This window comes from Micromonospora sp. S4605, from assembly GCF_003176715.1.
GTDB classification, from domain to species: Bacteria; Actinomycetota; Actinomycetes; order Mycobacteriales; family Micromonosporaceae; genus Micromonospora; species Micromonospora echinaurantiaca.
The window spans coordinates 1-23,892 of sequence record NZ_QGSW01000025.1; the positions used below are offsets into that span (position 1 = coordinate 1).

The window sequence follows — 23,892 nt, forward strand, 5'->3', positions numbered from 1 at the left end:
ATGCCGGGGACGCCGAGGAGGGCGGGGACGGCGGGGACGGCCAGGATGCCGGGGCCGGGAATGGCGACGATGCCGGGAACGGCGAGGAGGCCGGGAACGCGGCGGACGGGTGCTCCCCGGCCTGGGCCGACGTCGACTCCGGCGCGCCGGACGGCGTCGGCGGGTGTGCGGCGGGCGCGTTCGGCGGCGGGGCGGCGTCCGGCGCGGCGTCGGGACGGGCCCACCCGCTGCCGCTGGCCGGTGCGGCGTCCGCGCCGCCGGCGGCGGACTGCCCGGGTTCACCGCCCGTGGGGCGCGCCGGATCCGTCACGAACTCCTCCTGTCGGCCGTCGGCGTCCACCGCCGCGCGACGGACACCGGCCAGGCTACCGCCGCGACGCACGGCGGCCGTGCCCGGCGGGCACGGGTTCCCTCGCCGGCGTCAGTCCACGTTCGGCGCGAAGTCCTGGCCGAAGGGCGCGTCTGCCAGCCGGACCACGCCGACCACCACGGCGACCACCAGGCTGACCGCGACCAGCACCAGGCCCGTCCAGGCCAGCTGCTCACCCCGCCGCAGCCAGGCCGCGCCGGTCAGGAAACCGCCCGAGGCGTACGCCTCCCGGCGCGCCTGCCGGGCCAGCTGGAGCGCCACCGTGGCGGGCACCACCCCGCCCAGGAACAGGCCGGTGAGCGCGCCGATCAGCCCCAGCGCGAAGACCGCCCTGGCCTTGGTGGCCCGGGCCGGGTCCGGGTCGAGCGGGTGGCGCAGCGGCTGCGGGGCGACGGGCACCTGCCCGGGTGCGGTCGTCATGCCCACCATCATGCCCCGGCCCCGCGCCACCGGCAGGCACTCCCGGCCCGGACACGACGAGGCCCCCGGCGGCTGCCGGGGGCCTCGTGCGTTGGTGCGATTAGCGGTACGACCCGAAGTCGAAGTCGTCCAGCGGCACCGCCTGGCCGCTGGCCGGCCCGAAGCCGTAGTCGGTCTCCGGGTAGCCGGTCATCGAGTAGACCTTGGCCTTCGCCTCCTCGGTCGGCTCGACCCGGACGTTGCGGTACTTGCTGATACCGGTACCGGCCGGGATGAGCTTGCCGATGATCACGTTCTCCTTGAGGCCGATCAGCGAGTCGCTGCGGGCGTGGATCGCCGCGTCCGTCAGCACCCGGGTGGTCTCCTGGAAGGAGGCCGCCGACAGCCAGGAGTCCGTGGCCAGCGAGGCCTTGGTGATACCCATCAGCACCGGGCGACCGGCGGCGGGCTCACCGCCCTCCGAGACGAGCCGGCGGTTCTCCGACTCGAACAGCGCCCGGTCGACCAGCACGCCCGGCAGGAACTCGGTCGAGCCGGAGTCGATGACCGTCACCCGCTTGAGCATCTGGCGGATGATGATCTCGATGTGCTTGTCGTGGATGAGCACACCCTGCGAGCGGTAGACCTCCTGGACCTCCTGGGTCAGGTGGACCTGGACCGCGCGCGGGCCGAGGATGCGCAGCAGCTCGTGCGGGTCGATGGTGCCCTCGGTGAGCTTCTCGCCGACCTCGACGTGATCGCCGTCGTGGGCCCGCAGCCGGACCCGCTTGGAGATCTTGTCGTAGACGATCTCGTCGCTGCCGTCGTCCGGCACCACGATGATCTTCCGGGACCGCTCGCCGTCCTCGATCCGGATCCGGCCGGGGGTGTCGGCGATGGGCGCCTTACCCTTCGGGACCCGGGCCTCGAAGATCTCCTGGACACGCGGCAGACCCTGGGTGATGTCCTCACCCGCGACACCACCGGTGTGGAAGGTACGCATCGTCAGCTGCGTACCCGGCTCACCGATCGACTGGGCGGCGATGATGCCGACCGCCTCGCCGACGTCCACGGTCTTGCCGGTCGGCAGCGAGCGGCCGTAGCACGCACCGCAGACACCCAGCTTCGACTCGCAGGTGAGCACGCTGCGCACCCGCACCGACTCCACCCCGGCGGCGACGATCCTGTCGACCAGGATCGAGTTGATGTCCGCGCCCCGCTCGGCGACGACGGTGCCGTCCGGCCCCTTGATGTCGTCGGCCAGGGTACGGGCGTGCACGCTGGTCTCCGCGTGCTCGTGCACGACGAGCCGGCCGTCCTCGGTGCGCTGCCCGATCTGCATCGGGATCGCCCGGTCGGTGCCGCAGTCCTCCTCGCGGATGATGACGTCCTGCGAGACGTCCACCAGACGACGGGTCAGGTAACCCGAGTCGGCGGTACGCAGCGCGGTGTCGGCGAGACCCTTCCGGGCACCGTGCGTGGAGATGAAGTACTCCAGCACGGACAGACCCTCCCGGTAGCTGGCCTTGATCGGCCGCGGGATGATCTCACCCTTCGGGTTGGCCACCAGACCGCGGATCGCCGCGATCTGCCGGAGCTGGAGCAGGTTACCGCGAGCACCCGAGTTGATCATCTTCCACAGCGGGTTCTCCTGCGGCAGCGCGGTGTCCATCTCCTTGGCGACCTCGTTGGTCGCCTTGGTCCAGATCTCGATGAGCTCGCCGCGACGCTCCTCGGCGGTCATCAGACCACGCTGGTACTGCTTGTCGATCCGGTCGGCTTCCTTCTCGTACCGCTCCAGGATCTCCGCCTTGCGCGGCGGTGCGATGACGTCCTCCATGCCGATCGTCACGCCGGACCAGGTGGCCCAGTGGAAGCCGGCCTCCTTGAGCCCGTCCAGGGTGGCCGCCAGGGCCACCTTCGGGAAGCGCTCGGCGAGGTCGTTGACGATCGCGGAGAGCTGACCCTTGCGGATTTCGTAGTTCACGAAGCGGTAGCCCTGCGGCAGCGTCTCGTTGAACAGCACCCGGCCGAGGGTGGTCTCCACGGTCAGCGGGTCGCCCTCGACCCAGCCCTCAGGGGCGGTCCACGGCTCGGCGCCGGCGCCGTTGTCGACCCCGACCACGCCGCGCAGCCGGATCTTCACCGGAGCCTGCAGGTGCAGCTCGCCGTTGTCGTACGCCATCCGCGCCTCGGCGTCCGAGCTGAACGCCCGGCCCGCACCCTTCTCGTCGGGCGTGAGGTGGGTGAGGTGGTAGAGGCCGATGACCATGTCCTGGGTGGGCATGGTGACCGGCTTGCCGTCGGCCGGCTTGAGGATGTTGTTCGACGACAGCATCAGGATCCGCGCCTCGGCCTGGGCCTCGGCGGACAGCGGCACGTGCACCGCCATCTGGTCACCGTCGAAGTCGGCGTTGAACGCGGTGCAGACCAGCGGGTGGATCTGGATGGCCTTGCCCTCGACCAGCTGCGGCTCGAAGGCCTGGATGCCCAGCCGGTGCAGGGTCGGCGCCCGGTTGAGCAGCACCGGGTGCTCGCCGATGACCTCTTCCAGCACGTCCCACACGACCGGCCGCTGCCGCTCGACCATCCGCTTGGCGGACTTGATGTTCTGCGCGTGGTTGAGGTCGACCAGCCGCTTCATCACGAACGGCTTGAACAGCTCCAGCGCCATCTGCTTGGGCAGGCCGCACTGGTGCAGCTTGAGCTTCGGGCCGACCACGATGACCGAACGGCCGGAGTAGTCGACGCGCTTGCCCAGCAGGTTCTGCCGGAACCGGCCCTGCTTGCCCTTGAGCATGTCGGACAGCGACTTCAGCGGACGGTTGCCCGGGCCGGTGACCGGCCGGCCGCGGCGGCCGTTGTCGAACAGCGCGTCGACGGCCTCCTGCAGCATCCGCTTCTCGTTGTTCACGATGATCTCGGGCGCGCCGAGGTCGATCAGCCGCTTGAGCCGGTTGTTCCGGTTGATCACGCGGCGGTACAGGTCGTTCAGGTCGGAGGTCGCGAAGCGGCCACCGTCGAGCTGCACCATCGGGCGCAGGTCCGGCGGGATGACCGGAACGCAGTCCAGCACCATGCCGAGCGGCGAGTTGCGGGTGTTGAGGAACGCCGCGACGACCTTCAGCCGCTTGAGCGCCCGGATCTTCCGCTGCCCCTTGCCGGAGCGGATGGTCTCCCGCAGGCTCTCCGCCTCGGCGTCGAGGTCCATGTTCTGGACCAGCGCCTTGATCGCCTCGGCGCCCATGCCGCCGGTGAAGTACTCACCGAACCGGTCCCGCAGCTCGCGGTAGAGCAGCTCGTCGGTGACCAGCTGCTTCGGCTCCAGCTTGCGGAAGGTGTCCAGCACCTCGTCCAGGCGGTCGATCTCGCGCTGGGCCCGGTCGCGGATCTGGCGCATCTCGCGCTCTCCGCCCTCCTTGACCTTGCGCCGGACGTCCGCCTTGGCACCCTCGGCCTCCAGCTCGGCCAGGTCGGCTTCGAGCTTGGCGGCCCGCTTCTCGATCTCCGAGTCGCGGCTGTTCTCGGCCTGCCGCTTCTCGGCCAGGATCTCGTTCTCGATGGTCGAGAGGTCGCGGTGACGCGCCTCGGCGTCCACGCTCGTCACGACGTACGAGGCGAAGTAGATGATCTTCTCGAGGTCCTTGGGGGCGAGGTCCAGCAGGTAGCCCAGCCGGCTCGGCACGCCCTTGAAGTACCAGATGTGGGTCACCGGAGCGGCCAGCTCGATGTGCCCCATCCGCTCACGACGGACCTTGGACCGGGTCACCTCGACGCCGCAGCGCTCGCAGATGATGCCCTTGAACCGGACCCGCTTGTACTTACCGCAGTAGCACTCCCAGTCCCGCTGCGGACCGAAGATCTTCTCGCAGAAGAGCCCGTCCTTTTCCGGCTTCAGGGTGCGGTAGTTGATCGTCTCAGGCTTCTTGACCTCGCCGTGGGACCACTGACGGATGTCGTCGGCGGTGGCGAGGCCGATACGCAGCTCGTCGAAGAAGTTGACGTCGAGCACTATGTCCCCTATGTCGTCGTCTGTACTGCTTAGCTAGTGGGTGGGGTCGGGAGCCGGCGAACCGGCTCCCGACCGCTCACCTCAGACCTCTTCGACCGAGCTCGGCTCGCGCCGGGACAGGTCGATGCCCAGCTCCTCCGCGGCCCGGAACACCTCGTCGTCGGTCTCGCGCATCTCCAGGGCCACACCGTCGCTGGAGAGCACCTCGACGTTGAGGCACAGCGACTGCAGCTCCTTGAGCAGCACCTTGAACGACTCCGGGATGCCCGGCTCGGGGATGTTCTCGCCCTTGACGATGGCCTCGTAGACCTTGACCCGGCCGAGGACGTCGTCGGACTTGATGGTCAGCAGCTCCTGCAGCGCGTACGCGGCGCCGTAGGCCTGCATCGCCCAGCACTCCATCTCACCGAAGCGCTGGCCACCGAACTGCGCCTTACCACCCAGCGGCTGCTGCGTGATCATCGAGTACGGGCCGGTCGACCGGGCGTGGATCTTGTCGTCGACCAGGTGGTTGAGCTTCAGGATGTAGATGTAGCCGACCGCGATCGGGTCCGGCAGCGGCTCGCCGGAGCGACCGTCGAACAGCTGCGCCTTGCCGCTGGAGCCGATCAGCTGCTTGCCGTCCCGGTTGGGCAGGGTCGACGCGAGCAGACCGGAGATCTCCTCCTCGCGGGCACCGTCGAAGACCGGCGTGGCCACGTTGGTGTCCGGCTCGGACTCGTGCGCCTCGATCGAGCGGAGCTGGCGCTTCCACTCGGCGTCGTCACCGTCGACGCTCCAGCCGGTCTTGGCCACCCAGCCGAGGTGCGTCTCCAGCACCTGGCCGATGTTCATCCGGCTCGGCACACCGAGCGGGTTGAGCACGATGTCGACCGGGGTGCCGTCCTCCAGGAACGGCATGTCCTCGATCGGCAGGATCTTGGAGATGACGCCCTTGTTGCCGTGCCGGCCGGCGAGCTTGTCGCCGTCCTGGATCTTCCGCTTCTGGGCGACGTAGACCCGGACCAGCTCGTTGACGCCCGGGGGCAGCTCGTCGCCGTCCTCGCGGGAGAAGGTACGCACGCCGATGACCGTGCCGGTCTCACCGTGCGGCACCTTCAGCGAGGTGTCCCGGACCTCGCGCGCCTTCTCACCGAAGATCGCGCGGAGCAGCCGCTCCTCCGGGGTCAGCTCGGTCTCGCCCTTGGGCGTGACCTTGCCGACCAGGATGTCGCCGGGGACGACCTCGGCGCCGATCCGGATGATGCCGCGCTCGTCGAGGTCCGCGAGCATCTCCTCGCTGACGTTCGGGATGTCGCGGGTGATCTCCTCCGGGCCGAGCTTGGTGTCCCGGGCGTCGACCTCGTGCTCCTCGATGTGGATCGAGGTGAGCACGTCCTGCTGCACGAGGCGCTGCGACAGGATGATCGCGTCCTCGTAGTTGTGCCCCTCCCAGGTCATGAACGCCACGAGCAGGTTGCGCCCGAGCGCCATCTCGCCCTCGTCGGTGCACGGACCGTCGGCAATGACCTGGCCGGCCTCGACGCGGTCGCCCTCGAAGACCACCGGCTTCTGGTTGACGCAGGAGCCGGCGTTGGAGCGGCGGAACTTGTGCAGCAGGTAGGTACGACGGTGGCCGTCGTCCTGGTGCACGGTGATGTAGTCGGCGCAGAGGTCCTCGACCACACCGCCGACCTCGGCGACCACCACGTCGCCGGCGTCGACCGCTGCCCGGTACTCCATGCCGGTGCCGACCAGCGGCGCCTCGGCCTTGACCAGCGGCACCGCCTGGCGCTGCATGTTCGCGCCCATCAGCGCCCGGTTGGCGTCGTCGTGCTCGAGGAACGGGATCATCGCGGTCGCGACCGAGGTCATCTGCCGCGGCGAGACGTCCATGTAGTCCACGGCCGCCGGCGGGACGTCCTCGGTCTCGCCGCCCTTACGGCGGACCAGGACGCGGTCCTCGGCGAACGAGCCGTCCGCCTTCAGCGGCGCGTTGGCCTGCGCCTTGACGAACCGGTCCTCCTCGTCCGCGGTCAGGTAGTCGATCTGGTCGGTGACCCGACCGTCGACGACCTTCCGGTACGGCGTCTCGATGAAGCCGAACGGGTTGACCCGGGCGAAGGTGGACAGCGCGCCGATCAGGCCGATGTTCGGGCCTTCCGGCGTCTCGATCGGGCACATCCGGCCGTAGTGGGACGGGTGCACGTCACGGACCTCGAAGCCGGCCCGCTCCCGGGACAGACCACCCGGGCCGAGCGCGCTCAGCCGGCGCCGGTGGGTCAGGCCCGCCAGCGGGTTGGTCTGGTCCATGAACTGGGACAGCTGCGAGGTGCCGAAGAACTCCTTGATCGCCGCCACCACCGGGCGGATGTTGATCAGGGTCTGCGGCGTGATGGCCTCGACGTCCTGGGTGGTCATCCGCTCGCGGACGACCCGCTCCATCCGGGACAGGCCCACCCGGACCTGGTTCTGGATGAGCTCGCCCACGGTACGCAGGCGCCGGTTGCCGAAGTGGTCGATGTCGTCGGCCTCGTAGCCCTCCTCACCGGCGTGCAGCCGGCAGAGGTACTCCACGGTGGCGACGATGTCGTCCTCGGTCAGCGTGCCGGTGGTGATCGGCACGTCCAGCTGGAGCTTCTTGTTGAACTTGTACCGCCCGACCTTGGCGACGTCGTACCGCTTCGGGTTGAAGAAGAGGTTGTCGAGCAGGGTCTGGGCGTTCTCGCGCGTCGGCGGCTCGCCGGGGCGCAGCTTGCGGTAGATGTCGAGGAGCGCCTCGTCCTGGCCGGCGATGTGGTCCTTCTCGAGCGTGGTCATCATCAGCTCGGACCAGCCGAACCGCTCACGGATCTGCTCGGCCGACCATCCGATGGCCTTGAGCAGGACCGTGACGGCCTGCCGGCGCTTGCGGTCGATGCGGACGCCGACCGTGTCGCGCTTGTCGATGTCGAACTCCAGCCAGGCACCCCGGCTCGGGATGACCTTGACGCTGGAGAGGTCGCGGTCGGAGGTCTTGTCCGGCTGCTTGTCGAAGTAGACGCCCGGGGACCGGACGAGCTGGCTGACCACGACGCGCTCGGTGCCGTTGATGATGAAGGTGCCCTTCGGCGTCATCATCGGGAAGTCACCCATGAACACCGTCTGGCTCTTGATCTCGCCGGTGGTGTTGTTGGTGAACTCCGCGGTCACGAAGAGCGGCGCGCAGTAGGTGAGGTCCTTCTCCTTGCACTCCTCGATCGAGGCCTTGACCTCGTCGAAGCGCGGAGCCGAGAAGGAGAGCGACATGGTGCCGGAGAAGTCCTCAATGGGACTGATCTCGTCGAGGATCTCCGCGAGACCCGAGCGTGCGTGCGGGTCGTCCGCCGACCGGCCCTGCCAAGCCTCGTTGCCGACCAGCCAGTCGAAGGACTCGTTCTGGATGGCGAGGAGGTTGGGGACCTCGAGGTGTTCGGTGATCCTGCCGAATGAAACTCGGCGGGGAGCGAAAGCGCTCGACGTACGACTGGTCTTCGCAGGGCGGGAAGCTGCCAAGATGCGTCCTTCCGAGGACCGGTGCTGCAGAACGGCTGGTACGCGTGCACTCCAATGACCCCACCAGAAATATCCGGAAACGGACATTTCCGAGCAGGGGTCAAGTCGGAAGGCAGCGCAAACTAGCAGTGTAGCCGAGAGGCTAACCGCTGTCCAGCCCACCCCGCAGGTCGTTGCGGAACGTGCCTCGGGACCCCGGAGAACCGGGTCGACCGGGCCGCTCGGAACGCAACGTTCCCGCCGGGCCGCTCAGGTTGCCGCGGCCGGTGGTGCTGCCGCTGCCATTACCCAAGTGGTGGCCGTTGCAAGCGCGGAAGGTCTTGCTGGTGTCAGCGTGCCTGGCAGGCCGGTGCCGCGTCAAGGGCCGGTGTCCGGGTCGCGTGTCTTTCCCACCGACGGACTACCGACACCGGGTCGCCGCACGCTCCGCACCGGGCGACGGACGCCCTGCTCACGCCGCTTCCGGCCGGGTCCACCAACACGGCGGGCGGCGATCCGTCCCCGGATCACCGCCCGCCGCGACGCGGTGTGCCCCGGCTCACGTGAGCCGGAAGCGCGCCTGGTCGTACCTCAGATCACTTGAGGGTGACCTTGGCGCCCTCGCCCTCGAGCTTGGCCTTGGCCTTGTCCGCGGTCTCCTTGTTGACCTTCTCCAGGACCGGCTTCGGCGCGGCCTCGACCAGGTCCTTGGCCTCCTTGAGGCCCAGGCCGGTCAGCTCACGCACGACCTTGATGACCTGGATCTTCTTGCCACCGTCGGCGTCGAGGATGACGTCGAACTCGTCCTTCTCCTCCTCGGCCGGGGCGGCGGCGCCGCCGGCGGCCGGGGCACCCGCGGCCACGGCGACCGGGGCGGCGGCGGTGACCTCGAAGGTCTCCTCGAACTGCTTCACGAACTCGGAGAGCTCGATCAGCGTCATCTCCTTGAACGCGTCGAGCAGCTCTTCGGTGCTGAGCTTCGCCATGTCTGGCGTCCTTTCCAACTGGAATTACAAAGAATTGACCGGATGCGCGAGAGGGCCTCAGGCCGCCTCGGCACCCTCCTTCTCGCGCTTGTCCGCCAGGGCGGCCGCCGCGCGGGCGGCCTTGGAGAGCGGAGCCTGGAACAGGGCCGCGGCCTTGCTCAGGTTGCCCTTCATCGCGCCGGCCAGCTTGGCCAGCAGCACCTCACGGGACTCCAGGTCGGCGAGCTTCGTGACCTCGGCCGCGGAAATGGCCTTGCCCTCGAAGACACCGCCCTTGATGACGAGCTTCGGGTTGGCCTTCGCGAAGTCGCGAAGCCCCTTCGCCGCCTCGACGACGTCGCCCGAAACGAAAGTCAGCGCGGTAGGACCGGTGAACAGCTCGTCGAGGCCGGAGATGCCCGCGTCCGTCGCGGCACGCTTGGCCAGCGTGTTCTTCGCGACGGTGTAGGTGGTCTCCTTGCCGAGCGAGCGCCGCAGCTGGGTGAGCTGGGAAACCGTCAGACCGCGGTACTCGGTCAGCACCGTGGCGCCCGCGGTGCGGAAGCTCTCGGTCAGCTCAGCGACGGCCGTGGCCTTGTCGGCCCGGATCGGCTTGTCCGCCATGTCCCTCCTCTCTCGTTACTCGAGGCTGGTCACCGTCGGGCAGCGGGGCTGTCGACGGTGGCGGAGGCGACACGACAACGAGAAAAGCCCCGGCGCAGGGCGCACGGGGCGAGGGCCGGCAGCCGCAGGCACGGTCGGCGGACCATGCTGAACTGCCGATTTTCGCTTGCCGCCCTGCGCGGGTCGCCCGTCGTCGCGGGACCTTCGACCGTGCCGGAGCACGGTGACCAGCGGTCTCTGGGTGGAACTTCGCGGCCAAGGTTACGCGACGCTTCCACCGGCCGCCAAATCGCCCCCCGGGTGGCCCTGCTCACTCCCCCGGGTGGCCCGGCTCACTCCCCCGGCCGGCCGGCTGCCCCGGCGCTGGCGGGCCCGGCGCCGGCGGGCCCGGTGCTCAGGGGCGGGACCGGCGGCGCCAGGAGTAGCCGGCGAGGGCGACCGCACTCCAGCCGGCCGTCCACGCGGTGAGCAGCGCGGCGACCGGCAGGGTCAGGTCGCCGGCGACGGCCCGGGCGGTCGCCATCACCGGCGGCGCCAGCCAGGGGGCGACCGAGCCGCTCAGGCCGAGGACGACCGCGCCGACCCCGCCGACCGCCAGCACCGCGACGCCGTACCCCGCGCTGCCCGTACTGGCCCGGCTGGCCAGCGCGCCGAGCGCCACCGCGGCCGGTACGACCAGCAGGTGTGCCCAGGCGCCGAGGGTGACGCCGATCACCACCGGCTGGTCCCCCGGCTCGACCGGACCGGTGACGCCGCCGACCAGCCAGGGAAAGACCAGCGCGACCGCCACCGTGCCGAGCGCCGCCACGCCGGCCGCCAACAGCCCGGCCACCTGCTCGCCCCGGAACCCGGCCACCACCCGGGCCAGCCGGCGCTGGCCGTCCGGCTCGACGTCCAGCAGCACCTTGGTCTGCCAGGCGAGCACCGGGAAGAGCACCGCCGCCGAGACGCCGTACGCCTCCCCCGGCTGGGCGCGGCCGCCGCCGTACAGGACGCCGAGCGCCACCAGGCCGGCCAGCACCGGGGCGAGCGCCCGGCCGGTACGTAGGAAGCCGGCCAGCCGCAGCCGGACCAGCGCGATCATCGGGGCGCCCCGGTGGCCGGCCCGGCCTCGGCAGCCACCCCCGCGGCGGGCGCCGGCTCCGCCGCCCGGCCCGTGGGCGGACCGGACGACGTCGGCTCGGAGCCGACCGGCCCGCCCGGACCGGGCGACGCGGGCCCGGGTTCGGCAGGCGGGTCGACATCAGGACCGGGCGACGCCGGCTCGGCAGGCGGGTCGACATCAGGACCGGGCGACGCCGGCTCGGCAGGCGGGTCGACACCGGGACCGGACGACGCCGGCTCGGCAGGCGGGTCGACACCGGGACCGGACGACTCGGGCTCGGCGGGCGAGTCGCCGGGGCGTACCCGCAGGACGTGGTGGCCCTCGGCGCGCAACCGGGCGACGGTGCCGGCGACCCGCGCGGCGGGCACCGCGACCTCGACCACGGCGATCGCCGTGCCGGCCGACGACGCCTCCTCGGTGACCGTGCCGTCGGCGACCGTCCAGTGCCGCGCGCCGGGCAGCCGGACGGTCTCGCCGCGATGGTCGCTGACCAGCACCGAACCGCCGGTGGCCAGCACCTCGTCGATCACCGCCGGGACCAGTTCGCGGGCGCCGGCGTCCAGCCCCTCCCAGGGCTCGTCGAGCACCAGTAGGCCGGGCGGGCGGAGCATCGCCTGGGCCAGACCGACCTTCTGCGCGGTGCCCTTGGACAGTTCCGGCAGCCGTACGTCGCGGAACGCGGACAGGCCGAGCCGCGAGGTCCAGTCGGCCACCGCCCGGCCGGCGGCCGCGGCGTCGAGGCCGGCGACCCGTGCCATCCCGGTCAGGTAGCGCGCCACGGTGAAGGGCTGGTCGGCGGGGAACCGCTCGGGGACCCAGCCGACCCGACCGGGCCGGTCGGTGACCCGGCCCCGGACCGGCCGCAGCACCCCCGCCGCGACCTGCAGCAGGGTGGACTTCCCGGCACCGTTGCGGCCGAGCACGACCACCACCTCGCCCGGGCCGATCCGGGCGTCCGTGCCACGCAGCACCCACGGCCCCCGCCGGCGGTACCGCAACCAGACGTTCTCCAGCCGCATGCGGTGCAGCCTGCCACAGCGGAACGCGGACGGGGCGCCGCCACGGTGTGGCGACGCCCCGTTGCGGGAGCGGGTGCTCAGCCCTCGGCCGGGGCCTCCTGGAGGTTCTTCACCAGCTTCGGGTCGACCGGGACGCCCGGGCCCATGGTGGTGGTGAGGGTGACCTTCTTGAGGTACGTGCCCTTCGCCGCGGACGGCTTGGCCCGCAGCACCTCGTCGAGGACCGCCGCGTAGTTGTCGACCAGCTGCGCCTCCGAGAAGGACGCCTTGCCGATGATCAGGTGCAGGTTCGAGTGCTTGTCCACCCGGAAGGTGATCTTGCCGCCCTTGATGTCCTGCACCGCCTTGGTGACGTCCATGGTCACCGTGCCGGTCTTCGGGTTCGGCATGAGACCGCGCGGGCCCAGGATCCGCGCGATCCGGCCGATCTTGGCCATCTGGTCCGGCGTGGCGATCGCCGCGTCGAAGTCGAGCCAACCGCCCTGGATCCGGGCGACCAGCTCGTCGGTGCCCACCTCGTCGGCGCCCGCCGCGGTGGCCTCCTCGGCCTTCGCGCCGGCGGCGAAGACGATCACGCGGGCGGTCTTACCGGTGCCGTGCGGCAGGTTGACCGTGCCGCGGACCATCTGGTCCGCCTTGCGGGGGTCGACGCCGAGGCGCATGGCGACCTCGACCGTGGCGTCGAACTTGACGTTGGTGGTCTCCTTGGCCAGCTTCACGGCCTCGGCGGGGGTGTAGAGCTTGGACCGGTCGATGACCTCGGCGGCCTTGCGGTAGCTCTTGCTGCGCTGCATGTTCTGGTAACTCCTGTGGTCTATGGCGGGCCGCGGGATCCGCGCGCCCTCCCACGAACTGGATCTGGTGGTGACCGGGGTCAGTCGGTGACGTTGAGGCCCATCGACCGGGCGGTGCCGGCGATGATCTTCTCAGCCTGGTCGATGTCGTTGGCGTTCAGGTCGGCCATCTTCTTCTCGGCGATCTCGCGCAGCTGGGCGCGGGTGACCGAGCCGACCTTCTCCTTGTGCGGGACGCCCGAGCCCTTCTGCACGCCGGCGGCCTTGATCAGCAGCCGGGCGGCGGGCGGGGTCTTCAGCACGAAGGTGAAGGACCGGTCCTCGTACACGCTGATCTCGGCGGGGACGATGTCGCCCCGCTGGGACTCGGTCTGCGCGTTGTAGGACTTGCAGAACTCCATGATGTTCACGCCGTGCTGGCCGAGCGCGGGGCCGACCGGCGGCGCCGGGGTGGCCTGGCCCGCCGGCAGCTGAAGCGTGAACGTCTTGACGAGCTTCTTCTTCGGAGGCATGTCTCTTCCTGGGGCTTGGAACTGGGATTGTCGCCGGCCAGCGGGCGCGCACGGTCAGCGCGGTGCGGACAGCCGACGTTCTAGGGTAGCGCAGCCGTCCGCCGCCCCTCCGGCCGAGGTCCGGCGGGCGGCGAAACGACGCACCGGCGGCCGGCCGCGAGGCCCACCACCGGTGCCGACGTACTCAGATCTTGGCGACCTGGTTGAAGTTCAGCTCGACCGGCGTCTCGCGGCCGAAGATCGACACCAGCACCTTGAGCTTCTGCTGGTCGGCGTTGATCTCGCTGATCGTGGCCGGCAGCGAGGCGAACGCGCCGTCGGTGACGGTGACCGAGTCGCCGACCTCGAAGTCGAGGACCTTGACCTCGGGCTTGGCCTTCTTCTGCTCGGTCTCGACGGCCGGCGCCAGCCACTTGAGCACCTCGTCGAGGGAGAGCGGCGCCGGGCGGTCGGCCCGGTCGGTCGCACCGACGAAGCCGGTGACCCCCGGCGTGTTGCGCACGCAGGAGTACGACTCGGCGGTCAGCTCCATCCGGACCAGGATGTAGCCCGGGAAGACCTTGGCCTGCACCTGGGACCGCTTGCCGTTCTTGACCTCGACCTCTTCCCGGGTCGGCACCTCGACCTGGTAGATGTAGTCCTCCATGTCGAGGGACGTGATCCGGGTCTCGAGGTTGGTCTTGACCTTGTTCTCGTAGCCGGCGTACGAGTGCACCACGTACCAGTCGCCCGGCGCGTAGCGCAGCTTCTGGCGCAGCTCGGCGACCGGGTCGTAGTCCTCGTCGGGCGCGGGCTCACTGGTGGGGAACTCCGGCTCGCTGGCGGCCTCGACCGACTCGTCACCAGTCGCCGTCGCCACCGTGGACTGCTCGTCCTCGGGTCCGGCGGTCTCGTCGTACTCAGGCACGCTCGCTCACTTCCGTCACTATCGGCACAGTCAGCCGGTCAGCTGGGGTTGCCGAAGACCCACAGCACGCCCTTGGCGAAGGCGTAGTCCAGGCCGGCCACGATCGTCAGCATCACCGCGACGAAGGCGACCACCACGGCGGTGTAGGTCAGCAGCTCCTTGCGCGTCGGCCAGATGACCTTACGCAGTTCGGCGACGACCTCGCGGATGAATCGGGCGATGCGGCCGAAGAGGCCCACCTTGTCGGTCTCGGCCCGGGTCTTCGGCCGGTCGGCCGACTCCGCCTTGGCCCGGGACCGGGTGGCGGTGCCACCGCCCCGGGAGACCGGCTCCTCCGCGTCGGTGGCGTCGTCGTCGGCCACGTCGTCGACGACCTCGTCGTGCAGACGGTCGTCGCCAGCGTCCTCGCCGCGCCGCTTGTTGTCGGCCACTTCGCCCTCCGTGCGGGATGTCGGGGTCGCACGCCGTCGGCGTGCGCGGCGCTTGGTCACGCCGGCCGGACCAACCGTCCCGCGACGGGCCGCGGCCGGCGGATCAACCCGGGGGCCCGATGCCTCGGAGCCACCCCGCCGATGCCACCACCACGGGCCGAACGCCGCCGGACGGCGGCGCGACCCACGGGAACGGTCAGGCCTGAGGCGCAGGGGTGACAGGACTTGAACCTGCAGCCTGCGGTTTTGGAGACCGCTGCTCTGCCAATTGAGCTACACCCCTGTGCGGCAACGCTCGCCCCACCCGACCACGCATGGCCGGGCAGGGGTCGATTGCCCCACGGCGGACCAGTGTACGGGTAGCGGCACGACTTTCCCAACCGGTCTGCCCATCGCGCGTCGCGAGCCGGCTCAGCGGGCCGTCCGGATGGTCGCCCGCGCCTGCGACAGCACCTTCTCGCCGAGGCAGGTCGCGGTCACGTCGAGCCTGGTCAGGCCGTCCTCGGTGACCTCCCGGACCACCGCTGTCACCTCGATCTCGGTGCCCTGGTCGTCGTCCGGGACGACCACCGGCCGGGTGAAGCGGACGCCGTAGTCGACCACCGCGTCGGGCGCGCCGGCCCACTCGGTGACCGCCCGGCCGACCAGCGCCATGGTGAACATGCCGTGGGCGATCACCCCGGGCAGGCCCACCTTGGTGGCGGTCCGGTCGCTCCAGTGGATCGGGTTGAAGTCGCCGGAGGCGCCGGCGTAGCGGACCAGGTCCGCCCGGGTGACCCGGAAGGTCTTGGCGGGCAGTTCCATCTCAGCCCTCCCCACGTACGACGATCTTGGACCAGACGGTGACCACCGGCTCGCCGGCGACGGTGCTGACCTCGGTACGGGTGGTCAGGAAGCCGTGCCCGCCGCGGGAGGTGACGTCCTCCACGGTGTTGACGCAGACCAGCTCGTCACCGGCCACCACCGGGCGGGTGTACGCGAACCGCTGGTCGCCGTGCACGACGCGGCTGTAGTCGACGCCCAGCGCCGGGTCCTCGATGATCTGCCGGCTGGCGGCCATCGTGACCACCACGGGGAAGGTCGGCGGGGCGACCACGTCCGGGTGGCCGAGCGCGCGAGCGGCCTCCGGGTCGTGGTGGGCCGGGTCGGTGGCGCCGATCGCCGTGGCGAACTCGCGGATCTTCTCTCGGCCCACCTGGTACGGGGCGGTCGGCGGGTAGCTCCGGCCGACGAAGGACGGGTCCAGGGACATGCCGCGAACCTACACGCAGAACGCGAGCGCCGATCTGTGCGGTCGGCTGCGGCTCGAAGCCGCGCCGTGCCGTACAGATCGGCGCTCGGGAGTGCTGTGGACCGGTCCGGCGGGGCCGGCCGCAGGTCAGCGGGTCTCGCGGTGGACCGTGTGCCGGCCGTCGCGCGGGCAGAACTTCTTCAGCTCGATGCGGTCCGGGTCGTTACGACGGTTCTTGCGCGTGATGTAGTTGCGCTCCTTGCACTCCACACACGCCAAAGTGATCTTCGGCCGGACATCGGTCGCCTTCGCCACGGCGGAGTGCCTTCCTCGCTACGGGTAACAACTACGGCGCATCAGCCTACGCGCTGACTACGCGGACATGCAAAGTGGGCGCCAGTGGCGCCCGTCCTACGACCACCAGGAACACGCCCGGAGGACGAGAGTAGCGGTGGCCGGACTTGAACCGGCGACACAGCGATTATGAGCCGCTTGCTCTGCCATCTGAGCTACACCGCCGCGGTGGGTCCAGCTGAACCCTCGAGCCCCCTTACGGAATCGAACCGTAGACCTTCTCCTTACCATGGAGACGCTCTGCCGACTGAGCTAAGGGGGCCTGCGCGATCTCCCCGGGGGGCGACGCGCAGGGGTAAGACTACACGGCCCCGCGCCGGAGGTGAAATCGGATCCCCCGCCCACCCCGCACCGGGGTGTCCGCCCAGCTCAGGGCACCACACGCAGGCGCGGCAGCTCGCCCGCGGTGATCGTTTCCGGGTCCACCTGGGCGCCGAACCAGGCCTCCAGCCGCTCGTACGGCAGCGGGCGGCTGAACAGGAAGCCCTGCCCGATCTCGCAGCCGATGTCCTGCAGCAGCTCCAGGGTCAACTCGCTCTCCACGCCCTCGGCCACCACCGCCAGCCCGAACTGCTGGGAGAGGGTGACCACCGCGTTCACGATCGCCAGATCACCCGGGTCGGTGGCCATGCCCTGTACGAACGAACGGTCGACCTTGACCTCGTGCACCGGCAGCCGGCGCAGGTGGGCCAGGGACGAGTCGCCGGTGCCGAAGTCGTCCACCGAGAGCCGTACGCCGAGGTCGCGCAGCCGGCGCAGGGTCGGGATGGGGCGGTCGGTGCCGTCCAGCACCCCGGACTCCTTGATCTCCAGGGTGAGCCGGTGCGGCGGTACGCCGTACTCGTCGAGCAGTTCGGCGACCCGGGCCGGGAAGTGCTGGTCGGTGAGCGTACGGGCGGAGAGGTTGACCGCGACGGCGAGCGGCTGGCCGCCGGGCGCCCAGTCCCGGCTGCGCCGCAGCCCCTCCCGGAGCACGAACTCGGTGAGCCGGCCGAGCTGGCCGGTGTGCTCCGCCACCGCCACGAAGTCCTCCGGGGCGACCGTGCCGTGCGCCGGGTGCTCCCAGCGGGCCAGGCACTCCACCCCGACCAGCCGGCGGTCCCGCAGGGTCACCTTCGGCTGGAAGTAGACCTCCAGCTCGCCGTCGTCGAGCGCCCGCCGCAGGTCGCCGGCGAGGCCGAGCCGGCGCAGCGACCGGGACTCCAGCGCCGGGTTGAACAGCTGCACGCTGCCCGGCACGGACTTCGCCGCGTTCGCCGCCAGGTCGACCCGTTGCAGCAGGGAGGCCGCGTCGCTGCCGTGATCCGGGTGTACGGCCACCCCGACCGCCGTGTCGACGTCCAGGGTGAGCCCGTCGAAGACCATCTCGTCGCGGATCTGCTCGCGCAGCTGGGCGGCGAGGTCGAGGGCCGCGTCGACGCTCTCCAGCCGCAGCGTCACCAGAAACTCGTCGCCGCCGGCCCGGCCGACCAGGGCTGCCGACGGCGCGCAGGCGCGCAACCGGTCGGCGACCTCGGCGAGCACCTTGTCACCGGCGGCATGACCGAGCGACTCGTTCACCTGGCGCAGCCCGTCGACGTCGAAGAGCAGCAGCGCGACCACCTCGCCGGGCGCCCGGATCCTGACCGACTCGTCCAGCGCACCGACGATCCGGCGCCGGTTGGGCAGCTTGGTCAGCGCGTCGTGATAGGCGTCGTGGCGCAGCCGGTCGACCAGCCGCGAGTTCTCCAGGGCGACCGCGGCGTGTGCCGCCACCGTCTCGAAGATGGGAATGTCACCCGGACTGAAATGGCCGACGTCACTGAGCCGGTTGGCGACCTCCAGGGTGCCGATGACCGCCTGGCCGGAGCGGAGCGGCACCACCACTACATCCTTGATCTTGCCGTCGCTCAGCGTCCGGCGCGCCTCCTGGGCGCCGTCGAAGGCCCGGCCGACCGCGATCGTCCGGCCCTCGGCCGCGGCCCGCTCGCGAAGGGTGGCCGGGGTCGGCACGACGTCGAGCAGACCCGGGTCGTCCACCCGGGCGGTGAGCAGCACCTCCGGGTGCCGGCCCTGAGCGGGCAGCCAGAGCGTCGCGTACTCGGCCTGCATCAGGGCCCGCACCCGGCCCAGCAGCGCGTCGACCAGGCTGCCGTCCTGGCCGCGTTCGGCGATCGCCCGGGTCAGGTCGTACATCTCGGCGAGCGTGCGGTGCTGGCGGAAGAACTGGGCGTAGGAGCGGTAGACCAGGACCAGCGCCGCGGCCAGCGCCGCCAGCAGCACCAACGACCACCAGGTGGCGGTGACCGCGATCAGGATGATCAGGCCCATCGAGACGTTGATCGCCGCGGTCAGCAGCGCCGGCGGAGCGGTACGGAGCGCGTCCCGGCCGGCCTGCCAGCCCTGCAACAGGGTGTGTACGCCGACCACCGCGGCGAGGCTGACCAGGATCACCGCGGTGACCGCGGCGAAGAGGCTCAACCAGGTGCCGGGGCCGACCACCCCCATCGGCGGCAGCGCCTGCAGGACCAGCCCGGCCAGCGAGGTGCCCGCCGCCGCCTTGGCGACGTTGAACCAGAACTTGGCCGGTGAGAAGCGGTGCCGGGTCTGGGTGACCACCGAGGCCACCGTGTAGATGACCACGACGGTGAGCGGCGGAAGCAGGTACAGCGCGACGACGAGCGGTATCTCGGTGAGCGTCACGCCGAACGACTGACGCCGGACGACGAAGTTGAGCACCGGTATGCCGACGCCGATCATGACGACCAGCAGGAGAGCCGCCTGCGGCCACTCGCCGACCGGCTCGTCGGCGACCAGCGCGGTCACCGTGGCGCAGACGACGGCGAACAGGGCGAGCGGCCCGGTGATGAGCCAGGCATGGTCGGTCGACCGCCGTCGCGGGCGCTCACGCTGCGCCATGCCGCTCCCCTACAACCGGCGCGGCCTCGGCCGTCCGCCGGTGATGATGATGGCTCCGGTCAGAGCCCGCTGTCGACGGCGGAGTCGCCCGGGCTGACGGTCCAGATGATGTCGCCGGCCTGGTAGCTGGCGGAGTCGCCGGGGCTGATGGTCCAGATGATGTCGGCAGCCTGGTAGTTACCGGCGATGGCGTAGAGACCGGTGGTGTAGACGATCGCGGCAGCGGCAGCAAGCACGAGGAGCGAGCCAGCCAGTCGGCCCAGCCTTCGACCAGACATGTTTGCTCCTGTCGGGGAAGTGTCACAGGGATGGTGGAGGTTCCACGATCGTGCCACACGAGCGGGCACACGGAAAAGCCGCGCCAGCCCGCCCCGCCCGAGCGTTGACCAGGTTGCGCCGTTCGGGCCACCGCCATCATCGAGCCAGCGCAGATCACGGGGGTCGCGCGTCACCGACCACTTCGCACCCTGCGGATTACGACCTTCACGGCAATCCGTGGTAACCGCTTGATCGACTCGTTCCCGGCGGATCGGATCACATCCCGCCATACCACTGGCCTCCCGCACCGACGGCACGACGGCGCGGCGGGCACATCGACCACCATACATCCTCGGCTCCCGGACGCCAGCACCCGGACACCCTCCGTTGCGTAACCGCCGTCGGGGCCCGGAGCCGAGCCGACACCGCGCCGGTGACCGGATCCCGGCGGCGCTTCGGAAAGTCCTCCCGGTCTCCTGTCACACCGGCGCGGCGCGGCGGGTCAACGCGGTGAGGGAGTCAGTCAGCCGGGAGCCACCACCGCACCGGCATCCGCACCATGAGGAGCGTCGCCATGTCCACCAGTTACGTCGTCGTCACCGTCCTGGCCGCCGCGATGGTCGGCTTCTCCGCCGCCTCCGTCTTCCTGCGCGCGAAGTGGGTCGTGGAGCCGCTCGCCGACTACGGCGTGCCCCGGTCGTGGTGGCCCTGGCTCGGCGCGGCCAAGGCCGCGGGCGCCGTGGGCCTGCTGGTCGGCCTGGTCGCGCCGGTCGTCGGCGTGCTGGCCGGGGTCGGCCTGGCGCTGTATTTCACCGGTGCGGTGGTCACCGTGCTCCGGGCCCGGTCGTACGCGCACATCCCGTTCCCGCTGCTCTACGCGGCGCCGGTGGTCGGTTCGCTGGCGCTGCTCGCCAACTGAGGCCGCACCCGGCGATCCGCCCGGCGGCCGCGGGACGCGCGGCGCGGGCCGACCGCACCAACCGGATGCTGGCGGGGTCGCCGGGCCCGTCCCGGCGGCCCCGCTCACCCGCCGGCAGCGGGGGCCCGGCTCACCGGGTGGCAGCGGCCGTCTCGTCGCCCTCGGTCCTGCCCAGCGTGGCGGACGCCGCCGGAGCGGCGGGCCGCGGGCGCACGGCGTGCCGGCGCGCGTCGACGGCGAGCACCCCGAGCGCGACCAGGGTCAGCAACCCGCCGACGAGGGCGAGCAGTCGCGGACCGGGGCCGGGCAGCAGGACACCGCCGAGCATCGACCCGCCGGCGATCCCGACGTTGAAGGCGGTACTGACGCCGGCCGAGGCGATGTCGGTGCTGCCGGGGGCGAGTTGCAGCATCCGGCTCTGGACGGCGGTGCCGAACGCCGCGTAGGCGAAGCCGACGCCGGCGAGCAGGACCACCGTTGCGGACTGGAGGGTGCCGAGGGCGTACAGGCCGAGCAGGGCGGTGGTGCCCACGCTCAGCGGCACCAGCAGCGACCCGGTCGGATGGGCGTCGAGGGTGCGGCCCACCAGGATGGTGCCGACCACGCCGGTCGCGCCGGAGACGAACAGCAGCGGAGCCAGCGCGGCGTCGGTGAAGCCACTGACGTCGAGCAGCAGCGGTGTCACATACGTCTGCAACGTCAGGAAGCCGCCGATGCCGACGGCGGTCGCGACCAGCAGCATCGCGAAGCGACGCCGGTGCGGCGCGGTGCCCCGGGCGGCGCCGCCGGACGCCGGGGCGTACGACGGGATCAGCACGACGACCGCGGCGGCGATGGCCGCGCCGACGGCGGCCAGCACCGCGAACGCCGCGCGCCAGCCGGCCTGCTGCCCCAGCCAGGTGCCGGCGGGGACCCCGAGCACCGGGGCGAGCGCCGCCCCGGTCGCGAACAACGCCACCACCCGGCCGCGCACGGCGACCGGGAAGAGACCGGTCACCGCTGGCGAGACGATGGACCAGAACAGGGCCTGGGTGAGCGCGGTGACGACCCGGGCGCCGGCCAGCACGGCGTACGTCGAGGCGAGCGCGGCCACCAGGTTCGCGGCCGCGAACAACGCGAGCGTGCCGCCGAGCAGCCCGCGGCGGGGGATCCGCCGGGTCAGCCGGGCCAGCGGTACGGACGCCAGCACGACCACCACGGCGTACCCGCTGACCAGCAGGCCCACCTGCGACCGTGACCGGTCGAGATCCGGTGCCATGAGGGTGAGCAGACCGATCGGCAGCAGTTCGGTCGTGATGAACGCGAACGCGGCGGATGACAGCACGACGAGCGCCGCCCAGGCCCTGCCCGGCGAGACCTCCGGCGCCAACTCCCACCCCTTCCGTCGCCGCCGCGTCGTCCCACGACCCAGCGTGCCCGATCGCCGCGTCCCGCGGGCCGACGAAGGTCCCCGGTCGGAGCCGGATCAGGGCCGCGCGGGTCCACCTCGCACCCTGGTGAACGCTCCCGGTAAGAAACGGCGTGCGCGAGACATTTCCTGGTGACTGAGAAGCCTGACTTGGGAGGGCCGGAACCCGTGCCAGAACCCGAACCCGAACCCGAACCCGGTGATCATTTCACCGCCGTGTACCAGGCGCACCACCGGCAGGTGTACGCGTACGCCGTCACCCGCGCCGGTCGCCAGCTGGCCGACGAGGTCGTCGCCGAGACCTTCCTGGTGGCGTGGCGGCGGCTGCCGGCGCTGCCCAGGGCGACTCCGCTGCCATGGCTGCTCGCCGTCGCCCGCAGGATCGTGTACGAGCGGTACCGCGCCGAGGAACGGCAGCAGGCCGTCGCCGCCGAGCTGCGCGCGTGGATCGCCGACGCGTCCGTCGCCGACGTCGCGGACGGGGTCGCCGAACGGGCCGCGGTGCTCACCGCGTTGGCCCGGTTGTCCGACGACGACCGCGAACTGCTGACGCTGGTCGCCTGGCACGGGCTGGTGCCCGGCCAGGCGGCTCGGGTCCTCGGCTGTTCCACCGCGACGTACTACGTGCGCCTGCACCGCGCCCGGCGTCACCTGAAGAACGCCCTGGCCGCCGCCGCCGAACCGGAACGTCCTCGACCCGCCGCCACGCTCGTTCCGAAGGAGTCGACCCGATGAACCGATCACCAGACGTGATGGACCTGCTCGCCAAGGCCCGGCCGGCGCGGCTGGACCCGCCGCCGCACCGGAGCGAACAACTCCCGCCGGGCATCGCCGGCATCGTGGCCGACGCTTCGGCCACCGAACAGCACGTCACGCTCGGCCGGCTGCGCGGGTCCCGGCGTCGACGGGTGGCCTTCCTCGGGACGGTGGGGGCGGCCGCGGCGACCGTGACCGCCGTCGTCGTGGCCGTGACCGGACCGGGCACCGCTCCGCGCACCGCGCCCGACGCCGCCCCCGACGCCGCCCCCGGCGCCGCGGCGCCCGCGATCCAGGCGCCGATGGACTCCAGCCGGTTGTTGCTCGTGGCCGCCGAACGCAGCGACAGCGCCCCGCGATCCGGCGGGCGCTACCTGACCATGCAGACCGAGAGCGGCCGGGCGGTGCCGGTCGAGGCCGCCGACGGCACGTACACCATGGTGGACCGGAGCGGCGGCCAGTACTGGCTGGCCCGCTCCGACGCCGACAGCAGTTGGGTGTTCGGGCAGTCGCTCGGCGCCACGCCCGCCACGCCGGGCGACGAGGCCGCCTGGCGGCGCGACGGTTCGCCGTCCGTCGTCCGGATCACCAAGCCGAAGCCGTACGACCTGCGGATCGGCCCGGGCAGGATCTACGGCGACAAGGTGGACCCGGCGCACCTGTTCGCCCTCGGCGACCGGAACGTCTCGCAGGCGGAACTCGACGCGCTGCCGACCGATCCGGCCGGCCTCCGCGACGTACTGCTCGGCCGCTTCGACGGGGGTGGCGGCGACATGCCCACCGACCGCGACGAGTGGCTGTTCACCGTCGCCACCCATGTGGTGATCGACCTGCCGGTCAGCAACGAGGTGCGGGCCGCCGCGTACCGCCTGCTCGCCACGTTGCCGGGGGTGCGCGGGCTGGGAGCCGTCCAGGACATGCGCGGTCGGCCCGGGCAGGCGATCGCGTTCACGCCGGGTGACCCCGGGAACGGGCTCGAGGTACGTCTGATCATCGACCCCGACACCGGGCAGGCCCTGAGCAGGGAGCTCCGCGTGGTGCAGCCGCGTGACTCGTGGTCGTGGCTGGCACCGGGAGCGCTGTACACGTACGACCTGGTCCTGGTGTCGACCAGCACCGACGACGACCCGCCGGCGGCGGACGTCGAGAACTGACCTCCGGAACGACCGGCCGGCGGCGGCACAGCCCGCCGCCGGCCGTCTCCGGGCACCGCAATGGAGTTGTCGGGCCAGTCCGACGGCCGCCAGGCCGTTGTCGACGTCCTTCCTGCCGGAACCGCGTGATGCGGCCCGACCTGGCGCCGGTGACGCCGTGGTCAGCCCGGCACCGGGACCAGCACCGCCGTCATCGCCTGGTCGAGCAGGTTCGTCAGCAGCACCATCGCGACGATCGCCCGGAGCAGCGGATCACGCCGGACGAAGCGCAGCCCGGCCCCGAG

Annotated in this window: 21 protein-coding genes and 3 tRNA genes; 3 read left to right on the plus strand and 21 right to left on the minus strand. The window is 71.4% G+C overall.

The features are described from left to right. The 20 genes from DLJ47_RS36550 to DLJ47_RS35295 form a co-directional block, all read right to left on the minus strand. Window positions 1-224 (minus strand): hypothetical protein (locus DLJ47_RS36550; protein WP_233257590.1); only part of this gene is annotated, 224 nt, incomplete at its 3' end. A gap of 197 nt (window positions 225-421) precedes the next feature. Further along, a complete protein-coding gene (locus DLJ47_RS00590; protein ID WP_109898175.1) occupies window positions 422-790 on the minus strand; it encodes a hypothetical protein in 369 nt (122 codons plus the stop codon). 100 nt (window positions 791-890) lie between these two features. Then, entirely contained in the window at window positions 891-4,781 is a 3,891-nt protein-coding gene (locus tag DLJ47_RS00595; protein ID WP_109898159.1) for a DNA-directed RNA polymerase subunit beta', read from the minus strand. A gap of 81 nt (window positions 4,782-4,862) precedes the next feature. Beyond that, window positions 4,863-8,294, minus strand: coding sequence for a DNA-directed RNA polymerase subunit beta (gene rpoB / locus DLJ47_RS00600; RefSeq protein WP_109898160.1), 3,432 nt, complete (start codon window positions 8,292-8,294; stop codon window positions 4,863-4,865). Window positions 8,295-8,869: 575 nt separating this feature from the next. Continuing rightward, window positions 8,870-9,259, minus strand: a complete 390-nt coding sequence (gene rplL / locus DLJ47_RS00605; protein ID WP_109898161.1) for a 50S ribosomal protein L7/L12 — start codon at window positions 9,257-9,259, stop codon at window positions 8,870-8,872. A 57-nt stretch (window positions 9,260-9,316) separates the two neighbouring features. Further along, entirely contained in the window at window positions 9,317-9,862 is a 546-nt protein-coding gene (gene rplJ, locus DLJ47_RS00610; protein ID WP_109898162.1) for a 50S ribosomal protein L10, read from the minus strand. A 394-nt stretch (window positions 9,863-10,256) separates the two neighbouring features. Next, entirely contained in the window at window positions 10,257-10,946 is a 690-nt protein-coding gene (locus DLJ47_RS00615; protein ID WP_109898163.1) for a hypothetical protein, read from the minus strand. Then, window positions 10,943-11,986 carry an ABC transporter ATP-binding protein gene (locus DLJ47_RS00620; protein WP_109898164.1) on the minus strand — a complete coding sequence of 348 codons (1,044 nt, stop codon included), beginning with the start codon at window positions 11,984-11,986 and terminating at the stop codon, window positions 10,943-10,945. Before DLJ47_RS00620 ends, DLJ47_RS00615 begins: the two co-directional genes overlap by 4 nt. 77 nt (window positions 11,987-12,063) lie before the next feature. Further along, window positions 12,064-12,780 carry a 50S ribosomal protein L1 gene (rplA, locus tag DLJ47_RS00625; protein ID WP_109898165.1) on the minus strand — a complete coding sequence of 239 codons (717 nt, stop codon included), beginning with the start codon at window positions 12,778-12,780 and terminating at the stop codon, window positions 12,064-12,066. A gap of 80 nt (window positions 12,781-12,860) precedes the next feature. Beyond that, on the minus strand, window positions 12,861-13,292 hold the full coding sequence (gene rplK / locus DLJ47_RS00630) for a 50S ribosomal protein L11 (RefSeq protein ID WP_109898166.1): 432 nt from the start codon (window positions 13,290-13,292) through the stop codon (window positions 12,861-12,863). 184 nt (window positions 13,293-13,476) lie between these two features. Then, window positions 13,477-14,199 (minus strand): transcription termination/antitermination protein NusG, encoded by a 723-nt coding sequence (gene nusG / locus DLJ47_RS00635; RefSeq protein WP_109898167.1) that lies wholly within the window; start codon window positions 14,197-14,199, stop codon window positions 13,477-13,479. 38 nt (window positions 14,200-14,237) lie between these two features. After that, on the minus strand, window positions 14,238-14,630 hold the full coding sequence (gene secE, locus DLJ47_RS00640; RefSeq protein ID WP_109898168.1) for a preprotein translocase subunit SecE: 393 nt from the start codon (window positions 14,628-14,630) through the stop codon (window positions 14,238-14,240). A 210-nt stretch (window positions 14,631-14,840) separates the two neighbouring features. After that, window positions 14,841-14,913, minus strand: a tRNA-Trp gene (locus DLJ47_RS00645). Window positions 14,914-15,041: 128 nt separating this feature from the next. Then, window positions 15,042-15,434 carry a MaoC family dehydratase gene (locus DLJ47_RS00650; RefSeq protein WP_088997358.1) on the minus strand — a complete coding sequence of 131 codons (393 nt, stop codon included), beginning with the start codon at window positions 15,432-15,434 and terminating at the stop codon, window positions 15,042-15,044. Between the two features lies 1 nt (window position 15,435). Further along, entirely contained in the window at window positions 15,436-15,882 is a 447-nt protein-coding gene (locus tag DLJ47_RS00655; protein ID WP_109898169.1) for a MaoC family dehydratase N-terminal domain-containing protein, read from the minus strand. A 126-nt stretch (window positions 15,883-16,008) separates the two neighbouring features. Next, entirely contained in the window at window positions 16,009-16,176 is a 168-nt protein-coding gene (rpmG, locus tag DLJ47_RS00660; protein WP_007073056.1) for a 50S ribosomal protein L33, read from the minus strand. 131 nt (window positions 16,177-16,307) lie between these two features. Next, window positions 16,308-16,380: transfer RNA gene (locus DLJ47_RS00665), tRNA-Met, on the minus strand. Window positions 16,381-16,404: 24 nt separating this feature from the next. Continuing rightward, window positions 16,405-16,477, minus strand: a tRNA-Thr gene (locus DLJ47_RS00670). Between the two features lie 107 nt (window positions 16,478-16,584). After that, the gene (locus DLJ47_RS00675; protein WP_109898170.1) at window positions 16,585-19,113 is read right to left on the minus strand and encodes a putative bifunctional diguanylate cyclase/phosphodiesterase; all 2,529 of its coding nucleotides are present in this window, start codon (window positions 19,111-19,113) and stop codon (window positions 16,585-16,587) included. 59 nt (window positions 19,114-19,172) lie between these two features. Continuing rightward, on the minus strand, window positions 19,173-19,391 hold the full coding sequence (locus DLJ47_RS35295) for a hypothetical protein (RefSeq protein WP_146227986.1): 219 nt from the start codon (window positions 19,389-19,391) through the stop codon (window positions 19,173-19,175). A gap of 554 nt (window positions 19,392-19,945) precedes the next feature. Here DLJ47_RS35295 and DLJ47_RS00680 point away from each other — a divergent pair. Then, a complete protein-coding gene (locus tag DLJ47_RS00680; protein ID WP_109898171.1) occupies window positions 19,946-20,290 on the plus strand; it encodes a DoxX family protein in 345 nt (114 codons plus the stop codon). A 130-nt stretch (window positions 20,291-20,420) separates the two neighbouring features. Here DLJ47_RS00680 and DLJ47_RS00685 read toward each other — a convergent pair whose 3' ends face one another. Further along, the gene (locus tag DLJ47_RS00685) at window positions 20,421-21,659 is read right to left on the minus strand and encodes an MFS transporter (RefSeq protein WP_109898172.1); all 1,239 of its coding nucleotides are present in this window, start codon (window positions 21,657-21,659) and stop codon (window positions 20,421-20,423) included. 207 nt (window positions 21,660-21,866) lie between these two features. On the opposite strand from DLJ47_RS00685, the gene DLJ47_RS00690 reads away from it, so the two are divergent. After that, the gene (locus DLJ47_RS00690) at window positions 21,867-22,433 is read left to right on the plus strand and encodes an RNA polymerase sigma factor (RefSeq protein WP_233257591.1); all 567 of its coding nucleotides are present in this window, start codon (window positions 21,867-21,869) and stop codon (window positions 22,431-22,433) included. Further along, window positions 22,430-23,608, plus strand: coding sequence for a CU044_5270 family protein (locus tag DLJ47_RS00695; protein WP_146227987.1), 1,179 nt, complete (start codon window positions 22,430-22,432; stop codon window positions 23,606-23,608). Before DLJ47_RS00690 ends, DLJ47_RS00695 begins: the two co-directional genes overlap by 4 nt. Window positions 23,609-23,892 lie beyond the last annotated feature (284 nt).

Bases quoted from the DNA above. Each gene is read 5' to 3' on its own strand.
- DLJ47_RS00675 (WP_109898170.1), bottom strand. From the start codon at position 19,113: ATGGCGCAGCGTGAGCGCCCGCGACGGCGGTCGACCGACCATGCCTGG.
- DLJ47_RS00655 (WP_109898169.1), bottom strand. From the start codon at position 15,882: ATGTCCCTGGACCCGTCCTTCGTCGGCCGGAGCTACCCGCCGACCGCC.
- rplJ (WP_109898162.1), bottom strand. From the start codon at position 9,862: ATGGCGGACAAGCCGATCCGGGCCGACAAGGCCACGGCCGTCGCTGAG.
- DLJ47_RS00650 (WP_088997358.1), bottom strand. From the start codon at position 15,434: ATGGAACTGCCCGCCAAGACCTTCCGGGTCACCCGGGCGGACCTGGTC.
- DLJ47_RS00695 (WP_146227987.1), top strand. From the start codon at position 22,430: ATGAACCGATCACCAGACGTGATGGACCTGCTCGCCAAGGCCCGGCCG.
- rplK (WP_109898166.1), bottom strand. From the start codon at position 13,292: ATGCCTCCGAAGAAGAAGCTCGTCAAGACGTTCACGCTTCAGCTGCCG.
- rplL (WP_109898161.1), bottom strand. From the start codon at position 9,259: ATGGCGAAGCTCAGCACCGAAGAGCTGCTCGACGCGTTCAAGGAGATG.
- DLJ47_RS00680 (WP_109898171.1), top strand. From the start codon at position 19,946: ATGTCCACCAGTTACGTCGTCGTCACCGTCCTGGCCGCCGCGATGGTC.
- DLJ47_RS00590 (WP_109898175.1), bottom strand. From the start codon at position 790: ATGACGACCGCACCCGGGCAGGTGCCCGTCGCCCCGCAGCCGCTGCGC.
- rplA (WP_109898165.1), bottom strand. From the start codon at position 12,780: ATGCAGCGCAGCAAGAGCTACCGCAAGGCCGCCGAGGTCATCGACCGG.
- DLJ47_RS00620 (WP_109898164.1), bottom strand. From the start codon at position 11,986: ATGCGGCTGGAGAACGTCTGGTTGCGGTACCGCCGGCGGGGGCCGTGG.
- DLJ47_RS35295 (WP_146227986.1), bottom strand. From the start codon at position 19,391: ATGTCTGGTCGAAGGCTGGGCCGACTGGCTGGCTCGCTCCTCGTGCTT.
- DLJ47_RS00615 (WP_109898163.1), bottom strand. From the start codon at position 10,946: ATGATCGCGCTGGTCCGGCTGCGGCTGGCCGGCTTCCTACGTACCGGC.